Genomic DNA, 20,536 nt, shown 5'->3' with positions numbered 1-20,536 from the left:
GGCCGCTACGGCCGGTCGATCTCGGTGTCCGGGCGGTGCAACTCCCGGTCCGCTGCGGGATCGGCCGGCATCGGCGTACCAGTGGAAAAGTCGCCGGAGCGCGGCCCGGTGCGACCGACGGTGATGGTGCGCGGCGCGGGCCGGGTCGCCCGGGGCAGGCGGACCCGGAGCAGGCCATGGTCCATGACCGCGTCGATGGCGTCCGGGTCGACCCGCGACGGCAGGTTGATGCGGTATTCGAAGCCCCGGGTCTCGAAACCGCCGGGGATGCCCTGGTCGGCGTTGACCTCCGCCTCGGAGCGGGCGCGCACGCACAATTCGAGGTCGTCCAACTCGACCGCCACCTCCTCCGGTGCCACACCGGGCAGCCGGACGACGACCTCCCAGCCGTCGGCGGTCTCGGCCAACTCGACGTCGGACGCGCCGGCCCGGCCGCCGACCAGGCGACTCAGCTCGGCGCGCAGCGACTGAAGCTCACCCATCGGGTCCCAGCCCTGCTGCCGGCCACCCCGCCAACCCCGGCCGAAGCCCCCGGACTGCTGCTCGCTCATCACACATCTCCGATCCGCTGAGCGGCCGCCGGCGGCCGTAGGGAGCTGGGCGCGTCGAGGCCGGCATCGCGGTCGACGCCCACACCGAGCCGGTCGACCAACTCACCGCCGAGCCAGGCACTGATGCCGAGGATCGCCAACGCGACAATCTCGACGACGAGCAACGCGCCGCCAGCGGCGCGGGAGTCGGCGTTGAGCCGGACCACCCAGATCGCGGCGAAGAGCAGGATCACCGCGAGGTTGGCCCCGGCGTGCAGCAGGCCCACCCGCTTGGCGCGGGTGCCCGTCGGGATCGCCAGCAGGTCGAACGAGCCCGCCACTGCGGCCAGGAGGCCGCCGATCAGGCCGACAGTGATGTTCCAGTAAGCGACCTCGCCGAGCAGGTCCGGCCCGCCGACGGTGTCCACCACGTCGAACAGCACCGCCGTGGCCAGCAGCGCGACCGGGAACATGACCAGCATCGGGTGGACTGGGTGCCCCAGCACCTTGAGTCGGCTCTCCATCTCCCGGCCTCCACTGGTCGGCGTCCTGCGAACGGTCTCGTTGCGGCGGGCGCGTCGGATGAGGCCCTACCCCCGGCAACCGGGCACAAACCTCGCGCTGGTCACGGCGGCCTAGGCTGACAATGGTGGTGCCCGCCAACGGGTCAACGCCTGAGGGAGGATCAACGTGACGGTGGAGATCACTTCACACGAGGAGTTACGCGAGCTGCTCGGTGTGCCGACCGCGCGGGCCGCCAACAAGGAACGCAACCGCCTGCACGAGCGGGACCGCGAATGGCTCGCCGCCTCGCCGTTCTGCCTGGTGGCCACGGCCGGCGCGGACGGCAGTTGCGACGTCTCCCCCAAGGGCGACCCGGCCGGATTCGCCCTGGTGCTGGACGACACGACAGTCGCGCTGCCCGAACGGCCGGGCAACAAGCGGGCGGACGGCTACCGCAACATCCTCGACAACCCGCACGTCGGGTTGCTCTTCCTCATCCCGGGGCGGACCGACACCCTGCGGATCAACGGGCGCGCACGCCTGGTGAGCGACGCGCCCTGGTTCGACGACATGGTGGTCAAGGGGCACCGGCCGGTGCTCGCCGTGGTGGTGGAGATCGAGCAGATCTTCTACCACTGCGCGAAGGCGTTCCTGCGGTCCGCGCTGTGGAAGCCGGAGACCTGGCAGCCCGACGCGCTGCCGTCGCGAGCACGCCTGATCAAGGAGGTCGAGGCGCCGGTGGAGAGCCTCGAAGACCTGGAACGGCACTACGGCCCGGAGTACGCCACCAAGATCTACGCCTGACCCCAGCCGGCGGGCGGTCAGGCCGCTGGCGTCACCAAGCAGATGACATGGCCGTCCGGATCGGTGAGCACCGACTGTCGTTCACCCCAGGGCTGATCAGCTGGCGCGTCAACGACCTGGGCACCGGCCTTCACCGCCGCAGCGGTCGCCGCGTCGACATCCGACACGAGGAAGCTCACCGCGACGCCGGCCAACCCGGGCGTGGGCGGGCGTTCGTGCAGCAGAAGCTCGACCCCGGAATCCGGAACGGCCAGGGCCACCATCTCGCCGGCACTGTATTTCTCGGTCAGCCCCAACGCATCCCGGTAGAGCGCCAGCGCGCGCTCCCGATCCGCCACCGACACGATGATCCGCCGCAGCCCTCGTACCGTCACGAGGTGACCTTAACGCCGGAGGATCGATCCGGCGTTCCCGCAGGCTGTGATCAGTGGTTGAGGTAGGCGAGGACCGCACGCACCCGCCGGTTGGCGTCCTCGGCGGGTGGCAGGTCGAGCTTGGCGAAGATGTTGGTGATGTGCTTCTCCACCGACACCGGCGCAAGGACGAGCGCCGCGCAGATGGCCGCGTTTGACAGGCCCTGCGCCATGAGGCCGAGCACCTCCCCTTCCCGGGCGGTGAGCCCGTCGACTCCGTGGTTGTGGCTGTTGCGGGTGAAGAGCTGCCGAACCACCTCCGGGTCCAGGGCGGTCCCACCCTTGGCGACCCGCTCCACGGCGTCGAGGAAATCATCGAGGGCGATCACGCGGTCCTTGAGGAGGTAACCGACACCACCCCGACCGTCGGCGAGCAGTTCCACGGCGTAGGCCCGCTCGACGTACTGGGAGACGATGAGCACCTTGGTGTCGGGGTCGGTGGCCCGAAGCGTCAGCGCGGCGCGGAGTCCCTCATCGCGGAAGCCGGGTGGCAGGCGAACGTCGATGATGGACAGGTCGGGTCGGTGCTCGGCAACGGCCGCCAGCAGGGCGGGTGCGGTGTCGACGGCGGCGACGACGGTGTGGCCGGTGTCGGTCAGCAGCCGCACCATGCCGTCCCGGAGCAGCAACAGGTCCTCGGCGATCACGATGCGCATCAGTGGGGCAGCTCCGCGGACAGGACGGTGGGACCGCCGGGTGGACTGGTGATGAAGAGCTGGCCGTCGAGCGCCTCGACACGACGGCGCAGACCGTCGAGCCCGGAACCGGACGGGTCGGCGCCGCCCTGCCCGTCGTCGGTGAGCGTGACGGTGACCGTGCCGGTGGTCCGGGAGAGGGTGACGACGCAGGTGCGGGCGTCGGCGTGCTTGCCCGCGTTGGCAAGACCCTCGGCGATGACGAAGTAGGCCGCCGACTCGACCGCCGCCGGGTAACGGTCGTTCGGATCGCCCCGGATCTCGACGGCCAGCGGACTGTCGCCGGCCAGGGCGGCGACAGCAGCGTGCAGCCCTCGATCGGTGAGGATCGGCGGGTGGATGCCGCGTACGAGCCGGCGCAGCTCGGTGAGGGCATCGTCGAGCTGCTGGCGGGCCAGGTCGACGTCGGATCCGGCGGCCGCACCGATGCGCAGCTTGCGGGCGGCCAGCGCCAGCGTCATGCCGGCGGCCACGATCCGGGCCTGGGCGCCGTCGTGCAGGTCCCGCTCGATCCGGCGCAGCTCCGCGGCCTGCGCATCGACGACCCGGCGGCGCGTCTGCGCGAGGCGGGCGGCCTCCTCGACCAGGTGCCGGTGCGCGCCGGGAGCCAGGAGAGCCCGGGCCACCCGGGCCTGGGCCAGTCCGGCGGTTCGCAGGAACCATGCGGTGACCGGGAGCAGCAGCACGCCGAGGACGGTCAGGCCGAACCGACCCGGCACGGTCGTCATGAGCGGACGCATCGGGAACGGCGCGTGCGGGTTCGGCACCGCCCACGCCCACAGCGGCGCCACGACGGCGGCGAGGTCGACGACGGTGACCACGATGGCGGCGACCCCGCCAGCCAGGCCCAGCGGGAACAACGCGACCAGCCAGGCCAGGTCACGCCAGGTGGCCGGCTGCACCGCGACCCGGCTGACCCGCTGCCGGACGGTGCCGCCCTCGATCGACAGGTACGGCACGGCGATTGCGGTGCCGAGTATCCAACGAGCCCGCTGCCGCTCCAGGTCCGCGAGGCGCCGGGTCACCCAGGTGGCACCAAGGAACGCCGGCCCACCGAGCTGCGTGATCGCCAGCAGACCGACGCCGAGGGTGGACACCACGGCCCAGGCGAGGCCGACGACACCGGCGACGAGGCTGCTGACCAGGTACGTCAGCGCCGACACCGTTGTGCGGATCATCGCGGCGATCGTACCTGCGATGTGCCGGCACGGACCGGGCCGACGACCGCCGACCGGCCCCGACCCCGACCCCCGACGATCCAGGAGACGGGTCCGAGCGGCAATCCGGTCGGGACGACGGTCAGCGTCCATCGCTCAGGGCCGGCAGGCTGCGCCGCCGCAGCAGGACCCGGGCCGGTACGGCACCCGCGACCAGTCCGAGTGCCGCGACAGCACCGAGCATTCCCGCGTACGTGCCGGCGTCGACGAACACCCGTAACGTGCCGTCCTGGGCAGTGCTGAACGCGCCGACCACGATCGCGGTGACCGCGATGCCCAGCGTCAGCCCGGCGCTGACCGTGATCATCGCCTCGCGTCCGGCGAGCCGGTGGAGCTGCTCGGTCGTCGCCCCGGCCAGCCGCAGATCGGCGAATTCGCGGCGACGCGCGGCGGTGGCGATGGCGATGGCGAAGGTGTTGATGACGGCGATCGCCGTGAAGCCGAGGGAGATGACCACCATGAGTTCCCAGGCGCCCTGCTGGTTCTGCGCGTCCCCGGCCGGTGCCGCGCCGAGCGTGGGAGTCAGCAGCAGCTCGGGCCACGAGGCGGCGACCCGATCCGGTACGTCGCCGCGATAGCGCAGCCCGACCGTGCTGACCAGCCCACGCGGGTCGTGCGCCGCCACCAGGCTCGCGGGCAGCGCCAGGTCACCGAAGCCACGGGCTCGGGCGTACACCCCGGCGAGGCGCAGGTTGACCTGGTGACCGTCGGCGAGCCAGATCCGCACCTCGTCGCCCACCCGCCAGCCGTACTGGCCGGTGATGTATTCGCTGGCGGCGAACGTGCCCGTGCCCGGCAGTGTCCCGGCGCGCAGGTCGAGGTCGAGGGCCTTCTCGGTGCCGGCCACCAGCAGACCCTGCGTCACGTAGTCCTCGGGCTTGCCGCCCTGCTCCACGATGGCCCGGGTCGGCAACGTCGCCGCCGCCCCGGTCACGCCGTCGAGAGCGACGAGCCGTTCGACGGTGCTGAGCGGAAGCCCGCCCGCCGCGGTGACCTGCGCCGTCGCGGATGCCGTCCGGTCCACCTGCTCCCGCGCGGTCAGCTCCTCCAGCAGAGCGCTGTTGAGCAGCATGGTGGCGTTGATCGCGAACATGAGCACGAGCGGGACGGCGACCGCCGCGACCCGTCGCGGCTCGGCTCGGGTGACCAGGCCGGCCAGCCAACCGGTCGCGCCGCCGGCACCGACGAGGCGGGACAGCGGCGCCGTCAACACCCGGATCAGCAGCGGACCGAGGGCCGCGACCGCGCACAGCAGCAGGGCGGACGACACGAAGCTCATGCCCATTCCGAGGGGCCCGTCGAGCGGAACGAAGACGAGCAGGGCGATCGCGCCAGCACTGGTCACCACCGCGAGGGCGGCCCGCGGCGCGAGGCCGCCGGTCGGCGCGTTTGCGGTTTCGGCGAGTGCCTGCGTCGGCGCGATCCGCACCGCTCGGCGGGCGGCGATCCGGGCACCGACGAAAGTCACCAGCATTCCCGCCACCGTGGCGGCGACGAGGACGATCACGTCGGTCCGCACGGTGAACTGAGCTGGCACCGCCCCCAGGTCCCGGAACCGGGCGGCCACCAGGTGGGCGAACACCACGCCCAACGGCGCACCCGGCAGTGCGGCGACCCCGGCGAGCAGGACGCTTTCCACGCCGAGGAGACGGCGTAACTGACCGGGGGTCGCGCCGCAGGTGCGCAGCAGAGCCAGCTCGCGCAGGCGCTGACGTACGCCGAGCGTGACCGTGCCCGTGAGGACGAAGACGGCCGAGAAAGCGGTGATGCCGATGACGAAGCCGAACATCGAGATGGGACCGATGTAGTCCGGCAGGGCGCCGGGCAGGTCGGCGTGGACCCGGTCCGCGCCGGTCAGCACGGGCGCTTTCCCGGCGACCCCCTCGACGGCATGACGGAGCGCTACCGGGTCGGCGCCGGGGCTGGCCAGGACGGCCACCGCGGTAGGGCCGGGCAGCCCGGACACTGACGCCACCTCGTCGTCGGCGACGAACAGCGCCGCCTGGGCGGGCAGACCGTCCCGCCCGGCCGGCGCGGCCACGCCGGACACGGTCATGTCGCGGACGCCGGTCTTCGTGGTGACGATGAGACGTCCGCCCACTGTGGTAGCCGAGCGGCTGGCAAGGTCGGCGTCGATGACGATCTGGCCGGGGCCGGGTGCCTCGCCGGTGCGCAGCGAGTACGGCGTCAGCGGCGCCGAAGCCCACCCGTGTCCGATCACCGGAGCGTCGTCGGCGCCGCGCAGCGGACGTCCTTCCGGCGTACGCACCTGCACCGGGAAGGCGACGTCCGCGACCGCGGTCGCGACGCCCGGAAGGCCGTCCATCCGGCCGGCGAGGTCCGCTGGCAGCGAGCCGGCGCCGGTGAGCCGCTCCGACTTGACCTTGCGCTTGACCTTGACCTTGTCCTTCTTCTCCTTAATGGTGACCTTCTCAAGGGTGACGTCGCGGTCGCCCGACACGACGACCGCCGCCGCCGCGAACCGATCTGCCGGCGGCTTTGCGGTGAGCACGGAGGCGAGCAGCAGACCGCCGCCAGCGAGCAGGGCCACGGCCAGCATCGCGGCGAAGAACGTGCCGGCGTACGCGCCGCGGTGCTGGCGAAGGCTGCCGAGAGCGAGCCGGATCATCGGGCGGTCACCGCCATCATCTGCGCCGCGACCTTCTCGGCGGTCGGGTCGGCGAGTTCCGTGACGATCCGACCGTCCGCAAGGAACACCGCGCGGTCGGCCCACGCTGCGGCGGCCGGGTCGTGGGTCACCATGACGATCGTCGTGCCGGTGGTGTCCACCGCCTCGCGCAGCAGTCCGAGCACCTCACGGCCGGTCGACAGGTCCAGCGCCCCGGTCGGCTCGTCGGCGAAGATGACCTCCGGCCGACTGGCCAGGGCGCGGCCGAGCGCGACCCGCTGCCGCTGACCGCCGGACAGTTGGCCGGGCCGGTCGTTCTCCCGCCCGGTGAGCCCGACGCGGCGTATCACCTCCCGCGCCCAGTCCCGGTCCGGTCGCGTCCCGGCCAGCCGCTGCGGCAGCAGGATGTTGTGCCAGACCGACAGAGCGTCCAGCAGGTTGTACGACTGGAAGACGAACCCGACCCGCCGCCGCGCCTGGGTGAGCTGCGGCTCACGGAGCCCGCCGATGTCCTGACCGGTGAGGAGCACGCGGCCGCTGTCCGGTCGGTCCAGGCCCGCCGCGCAATGCAGGAGTGTGGATTTGCCCGAGCCCGACGGGCCCATCACCGCGCAGAACGAACCGGCCTCGAAGGCGACCGACACGCCATCCAACGCCCGGACACCACCGCCGCCGGGGTAGGTCTTCGTCACGTCGATCACCTCGACGACCGGCCTACGGCCCGCGGAGGTCGTACCACTGTTTCGCATGGTGGAAAGCCTGATCGAGATGGCCTTGCCGAAACACACGGCGACCCATGATCTTGTGGTGGGGAAATCCCTACCGTCGGCTGATCAACCTCGGTCCGGGTCGTGCCAGATGATGGTCGACACGCCGCTCGGTCAGGCCGACCAACCGGCGGGGTTGCCGAACGACTCCCGGGAGATGCCGGAGCCGGTCTCCGGCCATGAACCGAACCGGTCGTTGTGCAGATGGGCGAAGAAGTAACACAGGCTCTCGCACTCGGCGTCCGGCAGGGCCATGGCGGGATCGGCGCGAACCGCCTCGTAGAACCCCCGGCCGAGCGCGACGATGAAGCCCCGGCAGTAGAGGAAGCCATCGTCTGACCCGTCGGTCACCTCGTGGACGTCCTCCCGATCGATGTCGTGCAGCTTGCGCTCCACCACCCGGTCGAGATCCGTCAACTCCTGCCCGGTCAGCTCGGCACTCAGGTGACCGAGCCGGTCCAGGAAACGGTCCAGCCAGTCGCCGATCGCGTAGGACGGGCCGTCGTCGCCGTCATCGTCGGCGGGGTCGCGCTCGACGAGGGCCCGCCGCAGCGCCAGGGGCTCGGGGCCCAGCTCGGCCTACGCCGACTCGATGAGCGCCCACAGTCGGGCCTCGTCGGCGGAGGTGGGCATGGTCGGCGGGGCATCGGTGGTCACGGTCACCGCCGGACCGTATCGACCACCACCGACACTTCCGGTCGCCTGGCGGCATGCTCACTCCGGGGCGGTCGACACCATCCACAGGTGACCGTCGGGATCGGCGAACACAGCCGCGTACCCCCAGGGTTGGGCTTGCGGCTCGGTGACCACCTCGCCGCCCGCGGAGCGCGCCCGCTCGACGATCGCATCCGCGTCGGAGGACGAGGCGACGCCGAGGCTGAGCACGCACTCGCTCTGCCCCCGCGCGGCGACCTCGTGCCGGCCGATCACCCAACCGAAGCCCCCGGTCGGGACCAGCATCAGCCGCAGACCGTCGTTGACCACGAACTGCAACGGCTCCGGGAGGCCGTCGTCGGCCAGCTCGCCGACGGGGTCGAGGCCGAGACCGTCGCGATAGAAGTGGTACGAGGTGGCGCGGTCGGCGATGGGCAGGCTGACGGTCATCGGTACGAAGGTCATGGGTGGACGCCTCCAGATCGTCGGACGGGCACCGTCGCAGCATGACCGCTCCGGACCCGGTTCGCGAAGCCACGATAAGACGTGGCGGCCGATATCGCCGCTCCTTCATGCTGTGCGGAGCCGGCGACCAACGACTGCCGGACAGGAGAGGACGCCGAGCGTGCGCAAGATCCCGACCCTGTTCCTCCGCGACCCGGACGACATGCGCCGGGTGACGTCGGATGTCCACCCGGACTGCCAGTGGGTGCTCGACGGCGAGGGGACCGCCACCCGGAAGTACGACGGCACCTGCGTGATGTACGACGGCGAGCGCTGGTGGGCCCGGCGCGAGGTGAAGCCGGGCAGGGCCACACCAGCGGGGTACCAGCCGGTCATGACCGATGAGGTGACCGGCAAGACCGTCGGCTGGGAGCCGGTCGAGCAGTCGTCCTTCGCCACGTTCCACGCCGAGGCTCTGGACGCGATCGTCGACGCGGATCAGTTCGCCGGCCCACAGCTCGGCGCGACCTAGGAGCTGGTCGGGCCAAAGGTGAACGGCAATCCGGAGCAGGTCGCGGGCCACCAGCTCATCCGCCACGGCTTCTGCACGTCTGGCGACGACGACGAGTTGGAGAAGGCACCGCTGGACCACGACGGGCTGCGCGCATGGCTCCTGGCTCACCCGGACTGGGAGGGTGTCGTGTGGCATCACCCGGACGGCCGGATGGCGAAGCTCAAGCGTCGCGACTTTCCCCTCTGATCTAGCGTCTCCGAGGTGGACGTTGACGGTTGGTTGGCAGACACCCGCACCTCCTACGACACTGTCGCGGTCAGCTACGCACACCTGGTGAGCGGCCTGCTGTCGGAGGCACCGCACGAACGGGCGGCGCTGAGGCTGTTCGCCGAGCTCGTGGATGGCGTCGGTGGCGGGCCGGTCGCGGATGTGGGCTGCGGGACGGGACGCATCACCGCCCATCTGCGCACGCTCGGCGTCGACGCCTTCGGGATCGACCTCTCACCCGGGATGATCGCCGTGGCCCGCCGCGATCATCCCGGCCTGAGGTTCGAGGTGGGCTCGATGACGGATCTCGACCTGGCCGACGGGTCGGTCGCCGGCCTGATCGCCTGGTACTCGCTCATCCACATCCCCGATGACCAGCTCGGCGCGGTGTTCGCGCACTTCCGTCGGGTGGTGCGTCCCGGTGGTCCGCTGCTGCTCGGCTTCCACGTGGGCGACGAGACGACCCTCAAGACGGAGGGGTACGGCGGCCATCCGATGAAGGTGCACGTCCATCGTCGCCAGCCGGCCCAGGTGGCGGCCTGGCTGCACGACAGCGGATTCCGGGTCGAGTCGCAGACGACTCTCACCTCACCGGAGAGCAGGCTCGGCGGCATCATCTTCGGACGACGAGAGCCCTGATCATCGTTGCCAGCCCTCCGGAACCCCTGTTAGACTGAAACTGCGAACACTGTTAGCGGTTTGACCGACCTGAATGAGGAACTGATGACGGACGACACGCGGCCCGTCTGGGTGCTCGGTGGCGGCGGAGTGACCGGCATCGCCTGGGAGGTGGGCGTCCTCGCCGGACTCGCGGACGAGGGCGTGACAGTGACCCCGGAGGCAGTGCTCATCGGCACGAGTTCCGGCGCCGTCGTGGGAGCACAGATCGTCAGCGGAACACCGCTGGCCGAGCTCTACGAACGTCAACGCCAAGGCGTGGCCCACGAGACCTCCACCGCACTGGGCCTCCTCGACCTCCTGCGCCTCGCCCGAGCGCAACTGTTCGCCCGGACCCCCGAGCACGCCGCTCGCCGCCTCGGTCGCCTCGCCCTCGCCACGCCCACCCCCGACCCGTCACGACAACGCCGGACAGCCGAAGCCCGCCTGCCGGATCACACCTGGAAGGACGCCGACCTGCGCATCGTCGTCGTCGACGCGGAGTCGGGCAGCAGCCGCACCATCACCCGGAACGATGGTGTCTCCCTCGTGGACGCCGTCGCCGCGAGTTGCGCCATGCCGCTCTCCAGCGCGCCGGTGACGATCGACGGCCACCGGTACATGGACGGGGGCATGCGCTCGACTCTCAACCTCGACCTCGCTCCCGGGGTCGGCCCGGTGGTCGCCCTCGCGCCCAGCACCGCCGCCATCGGCCCGTGGGCGCGCATCGCCAAGCAGCGGGCCGCACTGGGCGAAACCCGCCGGGTGGAACTGCTCCTGCGGGATCCAGCGTCCAGACGAGCGCAGGGAAGGAACGTGATGGACAGGTCCGTCGTGCCCGCGCTTGTCGCCGCCGCCCGCGAGCAGGGTCGGCGTGAGGCGTCACGTGTGGCTGCCGCACTTGCCACCACCAGCCACTCGTAGGCCGGCCCGGGGTCAAGTGCCGATGCTAGGGCTACGCACTTCCGACTCACGTGTCACGATCTCCGCCATGCGTCTTCCGATCGGCCTCCTCGTCGCGTCCGTCGCGGGCGGTCTGCTCTCGGCTGCGGCGGCGGTGCTCGCCATGCCAGGCGCGTCGATGCAGTTCGGCCTGGTCATGCTGCTCGCACTGCTCGCCTACGTCCTGCTGGATCGCAGTGCGCGCCGCGTACGGTGGGCCGTCGCCGGCGGTATCGGGCTCCTCGCCGTGGTGGAGGTAATGGGACTGCTCTGGTATCAGGAGCAGGTCCTCGAAGTGGGCTGGGTGTCATACGGACCAGCAGCGGAGGCGTCCATATTGGGGCCATGGCGGGACTCGATCGACCGGCAACGGCTCGCCGCGCTGGGTCTGGCGCTCGGCGTTGCCTGTCTCGTGGCGGGCGTGTTGTCACTACCGTCCCGCGGCAGGCGGCGGGGTGCGGCGACGACAGCCCTCGCGCTGCTGCTGCTCGCCTGGTTCGGGCTGGACTCCACCCGGGAATTCGTCCGCTATCCGCTGTCGGACCTGCTCGGGACGGTGTGGCCAACGCTGCTCGCTGCCCTGGTGGCCATGGGGGCACTCGCGCTCTCCGGGTGGCGGGCCGACCGGCGTTGGCTGCTGCCGGTGGGGCTGTTCCTACTGTCACTCGGAGCAGCCAACGCGTACTCGGATCTCGCTGCGATGTGGTCGGGCTGGTGGGAGATGGCCAATCCTGACCAGGACGCCTTCCTGGAATTGGGAATGGCGGTGAGCACGGCGACGGAAGACTCCCTTCAGGTGTCGTCGGCCGTGGAGACGATGATCCCGCTCGCCGGGACGGGGCTGACGGCCGTCGGCGCACTGCACAGCTCTCGCGAGGCCACGGACCGGATGGGCCTGCTGCTGATGGGCGACGAAGGCCGCGATGCCGCTGAGGATGACGGCCCTTCGGCTTAATACACCCAGATCAACACCGTTGATCGCAAAGGCATGGGCGCCCCGGGCGGCGAGAACGGTGAGGGCGGTGGGCTGCCCGTGACCGGTGCCAACACCGCGACCGTGGCCGGCATTGGCGGCGCGCTTCTGCTCCTCGGCGGCGCGGGCTACCTGATCGGACGCCGTCGCCGTTCCAGCTTCGTGGCATAACCACCCGATCGCGCCCGGCTCGATGCTTCATCGGGCCGGGCGCCATCGGCGCTGTTCCGGCGAGGTTCGTCCGACCCGAAGGCGTAGGAGGATCGCGCATCCGCCGACACCCGGCTGGCCTCCCTGCCAGCTCGTGGTGGGCGCTTGTCTGATGGCGGCTTGTTGGCGGCGCGCTGGGGTCTGAGATCTCTGCCAGAATCGGCCGATGCCCAAGATCCCAGGCTATGAAGACGACCCCTTGGTCAATGGGGCGTACCTGGTAGACGAGCCACTGTTCTGGGCGAGCCACCTGTTGCAATGCACCAACGGCGTCGAAGAGCCGTTGTGTGCGGGATTCGGAGTCAGCGAGGCCGACCTGTTGCAGCTTTTTGAACGGGTCAGCGATGAGCGCCAGTGGCCAGTGCTGTCAGTCCCACTCTCGGCAGGGCACCTGCTCCATGTCGTCTACCGCAACCTTCCCGGAGAACACGGGTTCGACTACCTGCTGCACCATCCTGCATGGAAGGCGACGGTGCCCTTGGCAACTGTCGAAGGTTGCTTCAGGGGACCTGGGCTGTGCTGGCCGGAGTTGCTCGCTGTCGCGCATTCGGCGGCCGAAGCCGGATCGGCTCCGCGCCTTGACCCCCACACCTTCCTCCTGTTGCTGCCGATCATGAGCGACGCGGAACTCCCCTCAGACGCGGACGACGTCCTCGCTGCGATGTTGACCGCCTGCGGCGCCACTGGAGAGACCGGGGCGCTGGCCCGCATACTCCTTGATGAGCAGGGCTGCTGGGGTCCGCAGCACTGGACTCTGACCCCGGACGGGCGGATCAGCGAGACCAGGCACGCGTTCCGGCGCCCTGGGGTTATGTCGCCAGGCACGTTGGCTCAGGTCAGCTTGCTACTCGGGTCTGGTGGCAACGCTTGACAACCGCGCTGCCGCAGTTCCTCCGCGATCGTCCGCTCATGCTCGCCGGTTTGGCTGCTCGGCAGGGCCCTGACGCCTCGCTTACAAGTCCTGTACAGGTCGTCCGGTTGCCCACGCGCGTTAATGTGTCCCGTGATCGTATGGCTCAACGGCACCCACGGCGCGGGCAAGACGACGACCAGCGCGCTCGTGCAGCAACTGATTCCCGATTCACGGGTATTCGACGCCGAGAAGGTCGGCGAGACGCTCATGGACATCACGCCGGGGCTGCCCAAGACTGACAACTTCCAGCACTGGCCGCCGTGGCGGCAGCTCGTCGTCGAGACCGCCCGCCACGTGCTCGACTACACCGGCGGCACTCTGGTGATGCCCATGACTGTCCTGGTCGAGCAGTACTGGCGCGAAATCAGTACGGGTCTCGGCGAACATGCGATCCCAGTAAGGCACTTCGTCCTCCACGCTGACGAAGACACCCTCCGCAGGCGTATCGAGGGGGAACACACCGTCCCGTCGCCGTTCCGTCTCAAGTACCTCGAGCCCTACGCAGAGGCGGCCCGCACGTGGCTGCATGCCGAGGCCGAGGTCGTCGACACCACGCACCTGACTCCCGCGCAAGCCGCCGTGCAGATCGTCCTCCGAGCTACCGCAGGAAGCTCAGGTGCTTAACCTCAACGTGGAAACTAGGTTGATCTCCACGGACAGCGACCGACATCAACGGGGGACAGCGCAGAGCGTTGATACCGCGTGCAGCGCGGCTACTGCTGATACCTGGTGTTGACCGTTGCGCCGGGCAGAGGAACGGGCACGAAGAACGTTGGGAGGGAACATGGAAATCACTTCTGGCGGCATCCCCGGGCCGCGTCTTGCCGACCGTCTAGCCGTTCGCGGCAACAACGTCTATGGCCGTCTCCCCCATGCCCCGAGGGTGAAAGTCTTGGCCGAGATGTTCGTGCGTGCAGGCTGGCGTGCCCGTGCAAGCTCGTGGACCGAGTATGAGGTCGAGCACGAGTGGGTGTGCATCGAACTGGTCGAGCCGTCACCTGATGAACGCCTTTTCAGCGGCGTCGTTGATCCGTCCCGCGTCGACGAACTCAGTGCCGTCCTCGCGGGTTTGGGCCTGCGCTACTCGATCGAACTGTGGAGCGACGACGGAACAAGCCTCCTGCGAGAACTCGCCGGATGACTCGTTCGGTGTGAACGAATGACCGGCGGGCGGTGAGCTGCCTCTGCCCCCTGCTGACCTGCTGACCTGCTGCGCCAACCCGCCCTCGTCCGAGTCCGTCCGTCGGCGCGCGTACCGATCGTCACTCAGTTGGTGCCGGCCTACGGCAGGTTCGTCTTCACGACCTGCGGCACACGGCGGCCAGCGTCCTTCTCGCCCAGGGCGTACCCGACCGTGTGGTGATGGAGATCCTCGGTCACTCACAGATCAGCGTCACTCTCAACATCTACGCACACGTGGCCCCTGAGGCCACGCGGGAAGCTGCGGGCACGGCTGGAATGGGCGCTGTGGTCCGGTGAGTAGGGTGCTGCTCGCTTGGCTGCTCGGCCCAACGAAGGCAAGCGAAAGGCCCAGATCATGTTCGGCGATCAAGCCGGCGACGTGGGCACATGGGGTGTCCAGCAGCGGAAGTACCTCTCGACATCTCGCACCACTCTCCCGCCGTCCGTCGACCTCTTGCGGCCTGGATGCGGACCGTTTACCTCGGGCTCGTGGCGTGTGTGCGGGGGGCGGGTTGCGGTGTCCAATATTCAGTCCCGGGATCACTCCGGGGACCTACCAGTGCCCGCCCCCCGTAGCCGCGCTGTCCCACGTGGGGTTGCTCTGACCGGCCAACTGCGGCGCACCGTAGCAGGCGGTTACGACATGGAAGGTCCTAAGCCGGGGATTAGAAGAAGATCGCGGCCGCCTGATGGAAGGCCATTACCCCTGTTCAGATGGCCTGCCGCCGTCTGGGGATGCCGGACCGGATCGGGTGGCTTGGCTGCACCGCTGGCTATACAGCCATTGGCGTCCGCATCGTGCGCTTCGGCGCTGGTCGCAGCACCTCAGCGATACAGCTTGCCGGGGCATGAGTCCAGCTGTCCGCTGACCCTCGACGCCCGCCCGCCCGCCCGCCCGACCAGGGCAGGGCGAGCCGCGCGGCGCCTCGAGCCATCCAAGTCCGCCCAGCTCGCTGAGAGCTTCTTAGCAGAATGATCTCAGTGGCGGGTCTTTCATCCCTTGTGGAGGGGTTCGGGCGGCGATTTTACGCAGTGGGTTGCTCGTTGCGCGGTTCAGGCCGCCGATCTCTTCTTGCCTATCCATCCAGTGACGGTAATATCCCCGTGTTTTGACGTGTAACGGGGAGGAAGACCACATGCGATGGAAGACCCCGGCTGGCGCCCTCATAGCGCTGGCCTTTCTGATTCCGGCCGCGCCGGCGATGGCTCAGACCCCATCGACCGGGCTGAACGCAGCCTGCCAAACGGTCAAGCGCGACGTGTACCAGGACATCCGCAAGCTTACCTCCGACCTGGACACCGCCGATGATGCGCAGTTGCGGCTGGTGGCCTACCGGATCCTCGACGAGGCGCAAGCCAACAAGTTTCCCGTCCTGCCTGGTGCCCTGGAGAAGCCGCTGGCGGGCACCCCGGACGATCTCCGCGCCTACCTCAAGGCGGACGTGCAGAAGGCCTGGTTGACGGATCTGCGGGTCTCGGTGGGCCGAACGATGGTCGACGCTGGTGACAACGTGGACGCTGCCGCGCAGAAGGTGCTCGACGAGGCGGCCGTCGACGCCTACCTGGCTTACCTGAACGACGGCGTGTACGTCGCACGTGCGCTTGACTGCGCGCCTAAGCCCACACCGACGCCGAGCGCCAGTGCCACGCCGAGCGCCTCCCCCAGCGCCACGACGACCGTTGTACCGACCCCCACTTCCTCCGCCAGCCTGGGCGCTCCCGGCGGCGAGAACGGTGAGGGCGGTGGGCTGCCCGTGACCGGTGCCAACACCGCGACCGTGGCCGGCATTGGCGGCGCGCTTCTGCTCCTCGGCGGCGCGGGCTACCTGATCGGACGCCGTCGCCGTTCCAGCTTCGTGGCATAACCACCCGATCGCGCCCGGCTCGATGCTTCATCGGGCCGGGCGCCAACGGCGCTGTTCTGAAGAGGTTTGTCCGGCCCGAAGGCGTGTGCCAGCTTCGGGAGCAAGCCGCAATGCATGTCCGACGAGCCGGCGGCAATCCGTGCCGTTGAAGGCATCCTGACCTGCATTGCGGAAGATCTTCTCGGCTGACCCTGGCTTGCCAGCCGCGTTGGAAAGATGGACATGATCGACACTGCTGACATGAATGCCGGCGAGGTCCAGACGGTTCTGGACACTCTCGCTGCCGCCGGCTGCAACGCATGGATCAGCGGCGGGTGGGGTGTGGACGCGTTGTTCGGAAAGCAGACTCGTCCGCACCGCGACTTGGACCTGGCAATCGCCGCAGAGCACGAAGCAGCGGCCCTGCTGGCTCTCGGCCGGCTGGGCTATGTCATCGAGACTGACTGGCGCCCGGTACGCGTTGAGGTCGTGGCCGAAGGACGAGGCCGAGTAGACCTTCACCCGCTCAAGTTCGACGAGGCCGGCCACGGCCACCAGGCCAGCCTCGATGGCGGCAACTTCCGCTGGCCGAAGGAGTGCTTCACCACCGGAACCATCGCCGGCCGCCCGGTCAACTGCATCTCGGTGGAGCAGCAACTGCTGTTCCACAGCGGGTACGAGCCGCGCGACATCGACCGCGCCGACCTGACCCTTCTGCAGACACTCGCAACGGAGACCCGGCGAGCAGACGAAATCGTCTGATAATGCCCGCCACTCTCACACGACATGGACGCCGTCGCCAACCGCCTGGGCGAGGCGGTCACTGCGGACAAGGACCACCTGCGGACCGGCACCACAGACGGCGGCGTGACAGACCTCGGAAAACGGCGAAGCCCGGCTGCGCGCCCGACCACCCGATCCGTAGCCTCGGCGAGTCTGTCCGGGGCGATGTGCCGGTGTTGGCAGCGCCTGGTGCGCTGTAGCGTGCGCGTCATGACGTTGACGCTCCGGCCCGCCGTGCCGGTCCGTCGCCGATCCTCCAGCCGCCAGTGCGGGCACTACCAGAAGGGAGCGCAGACGCCGACCTGCCGTGCCCGATGCTCGTCCCTCGCGGACGCCCCCTGTGAGGCGCCGTTGGCGGCTACTGGTCGCCGCGATGCTGGCTGTCCCACTGTGCGCAGGCTATCTGTCCGCCACCATCGGCCATCGCCTCGATCACGGCAGCTCGTGGTGGCACGGGGCTGACGCCGAGTCCCGCACGGACGGGCCGAGGACGGAGGTGCGATTCGCCTTCAATCCGGGAAGACAGGTCACGTTCGGCGCGACCATCCGCAATCCCGGTCCGTGGCCGGTGACGATCACCAGCATCAATGACGATGCTGCCGATCAGCAGGCTTTCAAGATCGCCCGCTTGGCGGTGAACCACGCCGATGAGGGCACTGCCGTCGTGTTCGACCCGGCTGCGGCGGCACCGTTTCGCTCGACCACGGTAGCCGCGGGCATGGAGCTGCCGGTCTTCGTCACGATCACGATGCCGGACGTGGAGATGGCTTCCGGAGGAGGAATCTTCTTCGATGACCTCGCGGTCGACTACAGGGTGCTCGGCCTGCCTCGTCACCAGCGGGTGCCAATGGGCTTCCGCTTGTTCGTGCACTCTGCGAACGGCTACATCCCAGGCTGACCGTCGAGGGTCGGGAGCGGCCTTGGGATTAGAAGAAGATCGCGGATGACTGGTCAGGCCATCGCGCCCCCGCTCAGCCTGTCCTTGGGTGTCGGGTGTCGTCGTCGGCCACTGCCGCTCTCCTTGGCTGTATGGATGGCTGTACGACCGGCCGGCGCTCACCGTCTGATCCGTAGATTCCCAAGACCATTTCCAGGCCGTCCGGGTCAGTCCGCCTAGTCCTGGTCCTCGGGCGCTCGGCAACTCGATCCGTCCGGTCCCGTCCGGTCCCGTCCGCCCCGGTGGCTCCCATGGGTGGCTCCCAGACTGTCAGCTTGGGAATCGCTCAAGATCGGTTTAGGGCACGGCATTTCCCCTTGCCGACCTGGCCGGCTGTGGCCTCGTTTGGCCTCCCGCGACACCACCATGTGGCCCGTGCCCGTCGCCGGGTCGCCTCCGTCGTGGAATTCCCCGTAGTCATGAGAACGGATGCTATTGCACAGGCCCGTCGATTCGGTGAAAGCGGATCTCCTCGTCGGGCAGTCGTAGGACCGTCCAGCCTCCCCGGACGGGGACAAGGTGGAGCGCCTCACTAGCCGAACGACCTTGGCCCCGTCCGGGGAGGCTGGTAGCCCTTGCGGTGCCCGGCGAGGTGATCCGCGGCGGCATCTCTGAGGAGGGCCGGGGTTCGGGGCGGAGCCCCGAGATCTTCAAAGTCCTGCGTCCGTCAGCGTGGCCGGCCGGTCCGGCCGATGCCGGCCGGAGGTCGCCAGCAGGCCGGGGCCGGGCCGGCGCGGCCCGCTTGCGGGCCGCCTTGATTCTTAAGAGGTCAATTCGGCAGTGGACTCGGCTCTCCAAGTGTCGTGTCCCGGCTGATGCTTTACATCGGCGTCCCACCTGATGCTTGACAGTGGCCACGTTCGGCTTCTTGATCGCGTGATGTCTGCGGGCATCACGAGATCAGGGGGCCGAGATTGGCGCTGGTGCACATGTCGGTGGTGGAACAGCGGTATCGCGCGGTTCTCGCGGTGAAGGCCGGGGACCGCATGGGCGAGGTCGCCGCACAGCTGGGGGTGACGCGGCAGAGCGTTCACGCGTGGCTGCGTCGGTATGAGGAGGCTGGTCTGGCCGGGTTGCAGGACCGGTCGCATCGGCCGGACTCGTGTCCGCATCAGGCGTCGCCGGAGGTGGAGGCAGCGGTGTGTGAGCTGCGGCGGGAACACCCGCGGTGGGGTGCCCGGCGGATCGCGTTCGAGCTGGGTCGCAACGGCTGCCCGGGTCCGGTGCCGTCGCGGATGACGGTCTATCGGATCCTGGCCCGGCACGGGCTGCACGTGGCGGTCAAACGCCGCCGTGGCCGGGGCGACTATGTGCGGTGGGAACGGGCCCGGCCGATGGAGTTGTGGCAGATGGACATCGTCGGCGGGATCCTGCTCGCTGACGGCACCGAGGCCAAGGTGGTCACCGGGGTGGACGACCATTCCCGGTTCGCGGTGATCGCGAAGGTGGTCCGCCGGGCGACCGGCCGTGCGGTGTGTCTTGCCCTGGCCGAGGGGCTGGCCCGGTTCGGGGTGCCCGAGGAGCTGTTGACGGACAACGGCAAGTAGTTCACCGACCGGTTCGGCAAGGGCGGGGAGGTGCTGTTCGACCGGATCTGCCGGGAGAACGGGATCGTGCACCGGCTCACCCAGCCCGCTTCCCCGACCACCACGGGGAAGGTGGAACGCTTCCACCAGACCCTGCGGCGGGAGCTGCTGGACGACGCCGGGGTGTTCGCCGACCTGGCGGCGGCGCAGGCGGCGGTGGATGCGTTCCGGCACGAATACAACACCGGCCGGCCGCACCAGTCCCTGGACATGGCGTTCCCGGCCGACCGGTTCCGGCCGGCGACCGGCCCGGATCAGCGGCTGATGCCGGTGAAGCTGCCCGGCTTCCTCACCGACGCCGTCGGCGATCCCGCCCCGATCGCCTCGCCCGTCGACCTGGGTGCGATGGCGGCTGTCGACGATGCCGAACCGCCGCAGCCAGTTGGCGACTACTGCGGTGGGCCGGTGGAGTTCGACCGGGTCGTGCCGCCCTCGGGCAACCTGCAAGTCGCCGGCAAACAGTTCTGGCTCGGCCCAGCCCGCTCCGGCGTGACCGTGACGTTCTGGGCCGACACCGACGTCATCCACCTGCTCATCGCCGGCGCCCGGATCAAATCCGTGCGCTCACACCTGTCGGTGACCGACCTGGCCATGTTGGCCCGCACCGGTGGCCGTCCGGCCGGGCCGTCGCCGCTGCCCATCGACACGGCGGGCCGTCCGGGTGTGGTGGAGGTCGAACGGACCGTCAGCCGCAGCGTCTCTCTTGGCCAGCACATCATCCTCGCTGCCGAGATCCTCGGCGGCCGTCGCGTCGGCATCCGCGTCGACGCCACCACCCTGACGTTTTTCCATTTGGAAAGTCGCGAACTCCTGCGCACCCGCCCCAACCCGCTCACCCCCGACGAAGTGATCCGGCTGCGCGGTGCCCGCCCGGCAGGTCCCCCGCCCCAACCCGCCACCGGACCCACCCGGGTGCAGCGGCGGGCCTCCAACAGCGGAGTCGTCATGGTCGTCGGCCAGAAGGTCGCCCTCGGCCGGGTCCACGCTGGCAAGACGGTCACCATCGACGTCACGGACACCACCCTCACCGTCGAATGCGACGATGGCCCCCGCACATTCCGGCGGACCAAC

Annotated in this window: 21 protein-coding genes and 3 pseudogenes; 15 read left to right on the top strand and 9 right to left on the bottom strand. The window is 69.6% G+C overall.

Annotation, left to right across the window (positions count from 1 at the left end):
- Positions 1-5 precede the first annotated feature (5 nt).
- On the bottom strand, positions 6-551 hold the full coding sequence (locus KBX34_RS13690) for an Hsp20/alpha crystallin family protein (protein ID WP_210792528.1): 546 nt from the start codon (positions 549-551) through the stop codon (positions 6-8).
- Positions 551-1,054 (bottom strand): DUF2231 domain-containing protein, encoded by a 504-nt coding sequence (locus KBX34_RS13685; protein WP_088951196.1) that lies wholly within the window; start codon positions 1,052-1,054, stop codon positions 551-553. The genes KBX34_RS13690 and KBX34_RS13685 overlap by 1 nt, the downstream gene beginning before the upstream one ends.
- 166 nt (positions 1,055-1,220) lie before the next feature.
- Here KBX34_RS13685 and KBX34_RS13680 point away from each other — a divergent pair, with 166 nt between their 5' ends.
- Entirely contained in the window at positions 1,221-1,838 is a 618-nt protein-coding gene (locus KBX34_RS13680; protein WP_210925237.1) for a pyridoxamine 5'-phosphate oxidase family protein, read from the top strand.
- Positions 1,839-1,855: 17 nt separating this feature from the next.
- Here the strand turns inward: KBX34_RS13680 and KBX34_RS13675 are convergent, their stop codons facing one another.
- The 7 genes from KBX34_RS13675 to KBX34_RS13645 all read right to left on the bottom strand — a co-directional run bounded on the left by KBX34_RS13675 (position 1,856) and on the right by KBX34_RS13645 (position 8,678).
- Complete coding sequence (locus tag KBX34_RS13675; RefSeq protein ID WP_088951194.1) at positions 1,856-2,212, bottom strand: VOC family protein; 357 nt, start codon at positions 2,210-2,212, stop codon at positions 1,856-1,858.
- A 50-nt stretch (positions 2,213-2,262) separates the two neighbouring features.
- Positions 2,263-2,907, bottom strand: a complete 645-nt coding sequence (locus KBX34_RS13670) for a response regulator transcription factor (RefSeq protein WP_210925235.1) — start codon at positions 2,905-2,907, stop codon at positions 2,263-2,265.
- Positions 2,907-4,124, bottom strand: coding sequence for a sensor histidine kinase (locus KBX34_RS13665; protein ID WP_210925233.1), 1,218 nt, complete (start codon positions 4,122-4,124; stop codon positions 2,907-2,909). The genes KBX34_RS13670 and KBX34_RS13665 overlap by 1 nt, the downstream gene beginning before the upstream one ends.
- Before the next feature lie 121 nt (positions 4,125-4,245).
- Positions 4,246-6,792 carry an ABC transporter permease gene (locus KBX34_RS13660; protein WP_210925231.1) on the bottom strand — a complete coding sequence of 849 codons (2,547 nt, stop codon included), beginning with the start codon at positions 6,790-6,792 and terminating at the stop codon, positions 4,246-4,248.
- On the bottom strand, positions 6,789-7,541 hold the full coding sequence (locus tag KBX34_RS13655; RefSeq protein ID WP_210925229.1) for an ABC transporter ATP-binding protein: 753 nt from the start codon (positions 7,539-7,541) through the stop codon (positions 6,789-6,791). The genes KBX34_RS13660 and KBX34_RS13655 overlap by 4 nt, the downstream gene beginning before the upstream one ends.
- 132 nt (positions 7,542-7,673) lie before the next feature.
- Positions 7,674-8,021 (bottom strand): DUF4240 domain-containing protein, encoded by a 348-nt coding sequence (locus KBX34_RS33570; protein WP_282102633.1) that lies wholly within the window; start codon positions 8,019-8,021, stop codon positions 7,674-7,676.
- A gap of 252 nt (positions 8,022-8,273) precedes the next feature.
- On the bottom strand, positions 8,274-8,678 hold the full coding sequence (locus KBX34_RS13645; protein ID WP_210925227.1) for a VOC family protein: 405 nt from the start codon (positions 8,676-8,678) through the stop codon (positions 8,274-8,276).
- Between the two features lie 160 nt (positions 8,679-8,838).
- On the opposite strand from KBX34_RS13645, the gene KBX34_RS33565 reads away from it, so the two are divergent.
- From KBX34_RS33565 to KBX34_RS13580, 14 genes and pseudogenes are all read left to right on the top strand, one after another.
- Positions 8,839-9,189, top strand: a complete 351-nt coding sequence (locus KBX34_RS33565) for a hypothetical protein (protein WP_247671779.1) — start codon at positions 8,839-8,841, stop codon at positions 9,187-9,189.
- Positions 9,190-9,192: 3 nt separating this feature from the next.
- Positions 9,193-9,417 carry a DUF5565 family protein gene (locus KBX34_RS33560; RefSeq protein WP_247671794.1) on the top strand — a complete coding sequence of 75 codons (225 nt, stop codon included), beginning with the start codon at positions 9,193-9,195 and terminating at the stop codon, positions 9,415-9,417.
- A gap of 15 nt (positions 9,418-9,432) precedes the next feature.
- A complete protein-coding gene (locus KBX34_RS13635) occupies positions 9,433-10,077 on the top strand; it encodes a class I SAM-dependent methyltransferase (RefSeq protein ID WP_210792532.1) in 645 nt (214 codons plus the stop codon).
- 84 nt (positions 10,078-10,161) lie between these two features.
- A complete protein-coding gene (locus tag KBX34_RS13630; RefSeq protein ID WP_210925225.1) occupies positions 10,162-11,019 on the top strand; it encodes a patatin-like phospholipase family protein in 858 nt (285 codons plus the stop codon).
- A 67-nt stretch (positions 11,020-11,086) separates the two neighbouring features.
- On the top strand, positions 11,087-11,992 hold the full coding sequence (locus tag KBX34_RS13625) for an aminopeptidase (RefSeq protein WP_210925224.1): 906 nt from the start codon (positions 11,087-11,089) through the stop codon (positions 11,990-11,992).
- Positions 11,993-12,037: 45 nt separating this feature from the next.
- Positions 12,038-12,181: pseudogene (locus KBX34_RS13620) on the top strand (LPXTG cell wall anchor domain-containing protein); the annotation flags it as partial.
- Between the two features lie 205 nt (positions 12,182-12,386).
- Positions 12,387-13,091 (top strand): hypothetical protein, encoded by a 705-nt coding sequence (locus KBX34_RS13615; protein ID WP_210792535.1) that lies wholly within the window; start codon positions 12,387-12,389, stop codon positions 13,089-13,091.
- A gap of 132 nt (positions 13,092-13,223) precedes the next feature.
- Entirely contained in the window at positions 13,224-13,757 is a 534-nt protein-coding gene (locus KBX34_RS13610; RefSeq protein ID WP_210925222.1) for an AAA family ATPase, read from the top strand.
- A gap of 160 nt (positions 13,758-13,917) precedes the next feature.
- On the top strand, positions 13,918-14,274 hold the full coding sequence (locus tag KBX34_RS13605) for a hypothetical protein (protein ID WP_210792537.1): 357 nt from the start codon (positions 13,918-13,920) through the stop codon (positions 14,272-14,274).
- Between the two features lie 137 nt (positions 14,275-14,411).
- Positions 14,412-14,612 (top strand): annotated as a pseudogene (locus KBX34_RS13600) (tyrosine-type recombinase/integrase); the annotation flags it as partial.
- Between the two features lie 839 nt (positions 14,613-15,451).
- Positions 15,452-16,180, top strand: a complete 729-nt coding sequence (locus KBX34_RS13595; protein WP_210792538.1) for an LPXTG cell wall anchor domain-containing protein — start codon at positions 15,452-15,454, stop codon at positions 16,178-16,180.
- 216 nt (positions 16,181-16,396) lie between these two features.
- Positions 16,397-16,921 (top strand): nucleotidyltransferase domain-containing protein, encoded by a 525-nt coding sequence (locus KBX34_RS13590; RefSeq protein ID WP_210792539.1) that lies wholly within the window; start codon positions 16,397-16,399, stop codon positions 16,919-16,921.
- Positions 16,922-17,315: 394 nt separating this feature from the next.
- Positions 17,316-17,840, top strand: coding sequence for a hypothetical protein (locus tag KBX34_RS13585; RefSeq protein ID WP_210792540.1), 525 nt, complete (start codon positions 17,316-17,318; stop codon positions 17,838-17,840).
- Between the two features lie 968 nt (positions 17,841-18,808).
- Positions 18,809-19,720: pseudogene (locus tag KBX34_RS13580) on the top strand (IS481 family transposase); the annotation flags it as partial.
- Between the last annotated feature and the right edge of the window lie 816 nt (positions 19,721-20,536).

It is taken from the genome of Micromonospora sp. M61 (genome assembly GCF_018070245.1).
GTDB classification, from domain to species: Bacteria; Actinomycetota; Actinomycetes; order Mycobacteriales; family Micromonosporaceae; genus Micromonospora; species Micromonospora zamorensis.
This window is presented reverse-complemented; position numbering and strand designations above follow the sequence as displayed.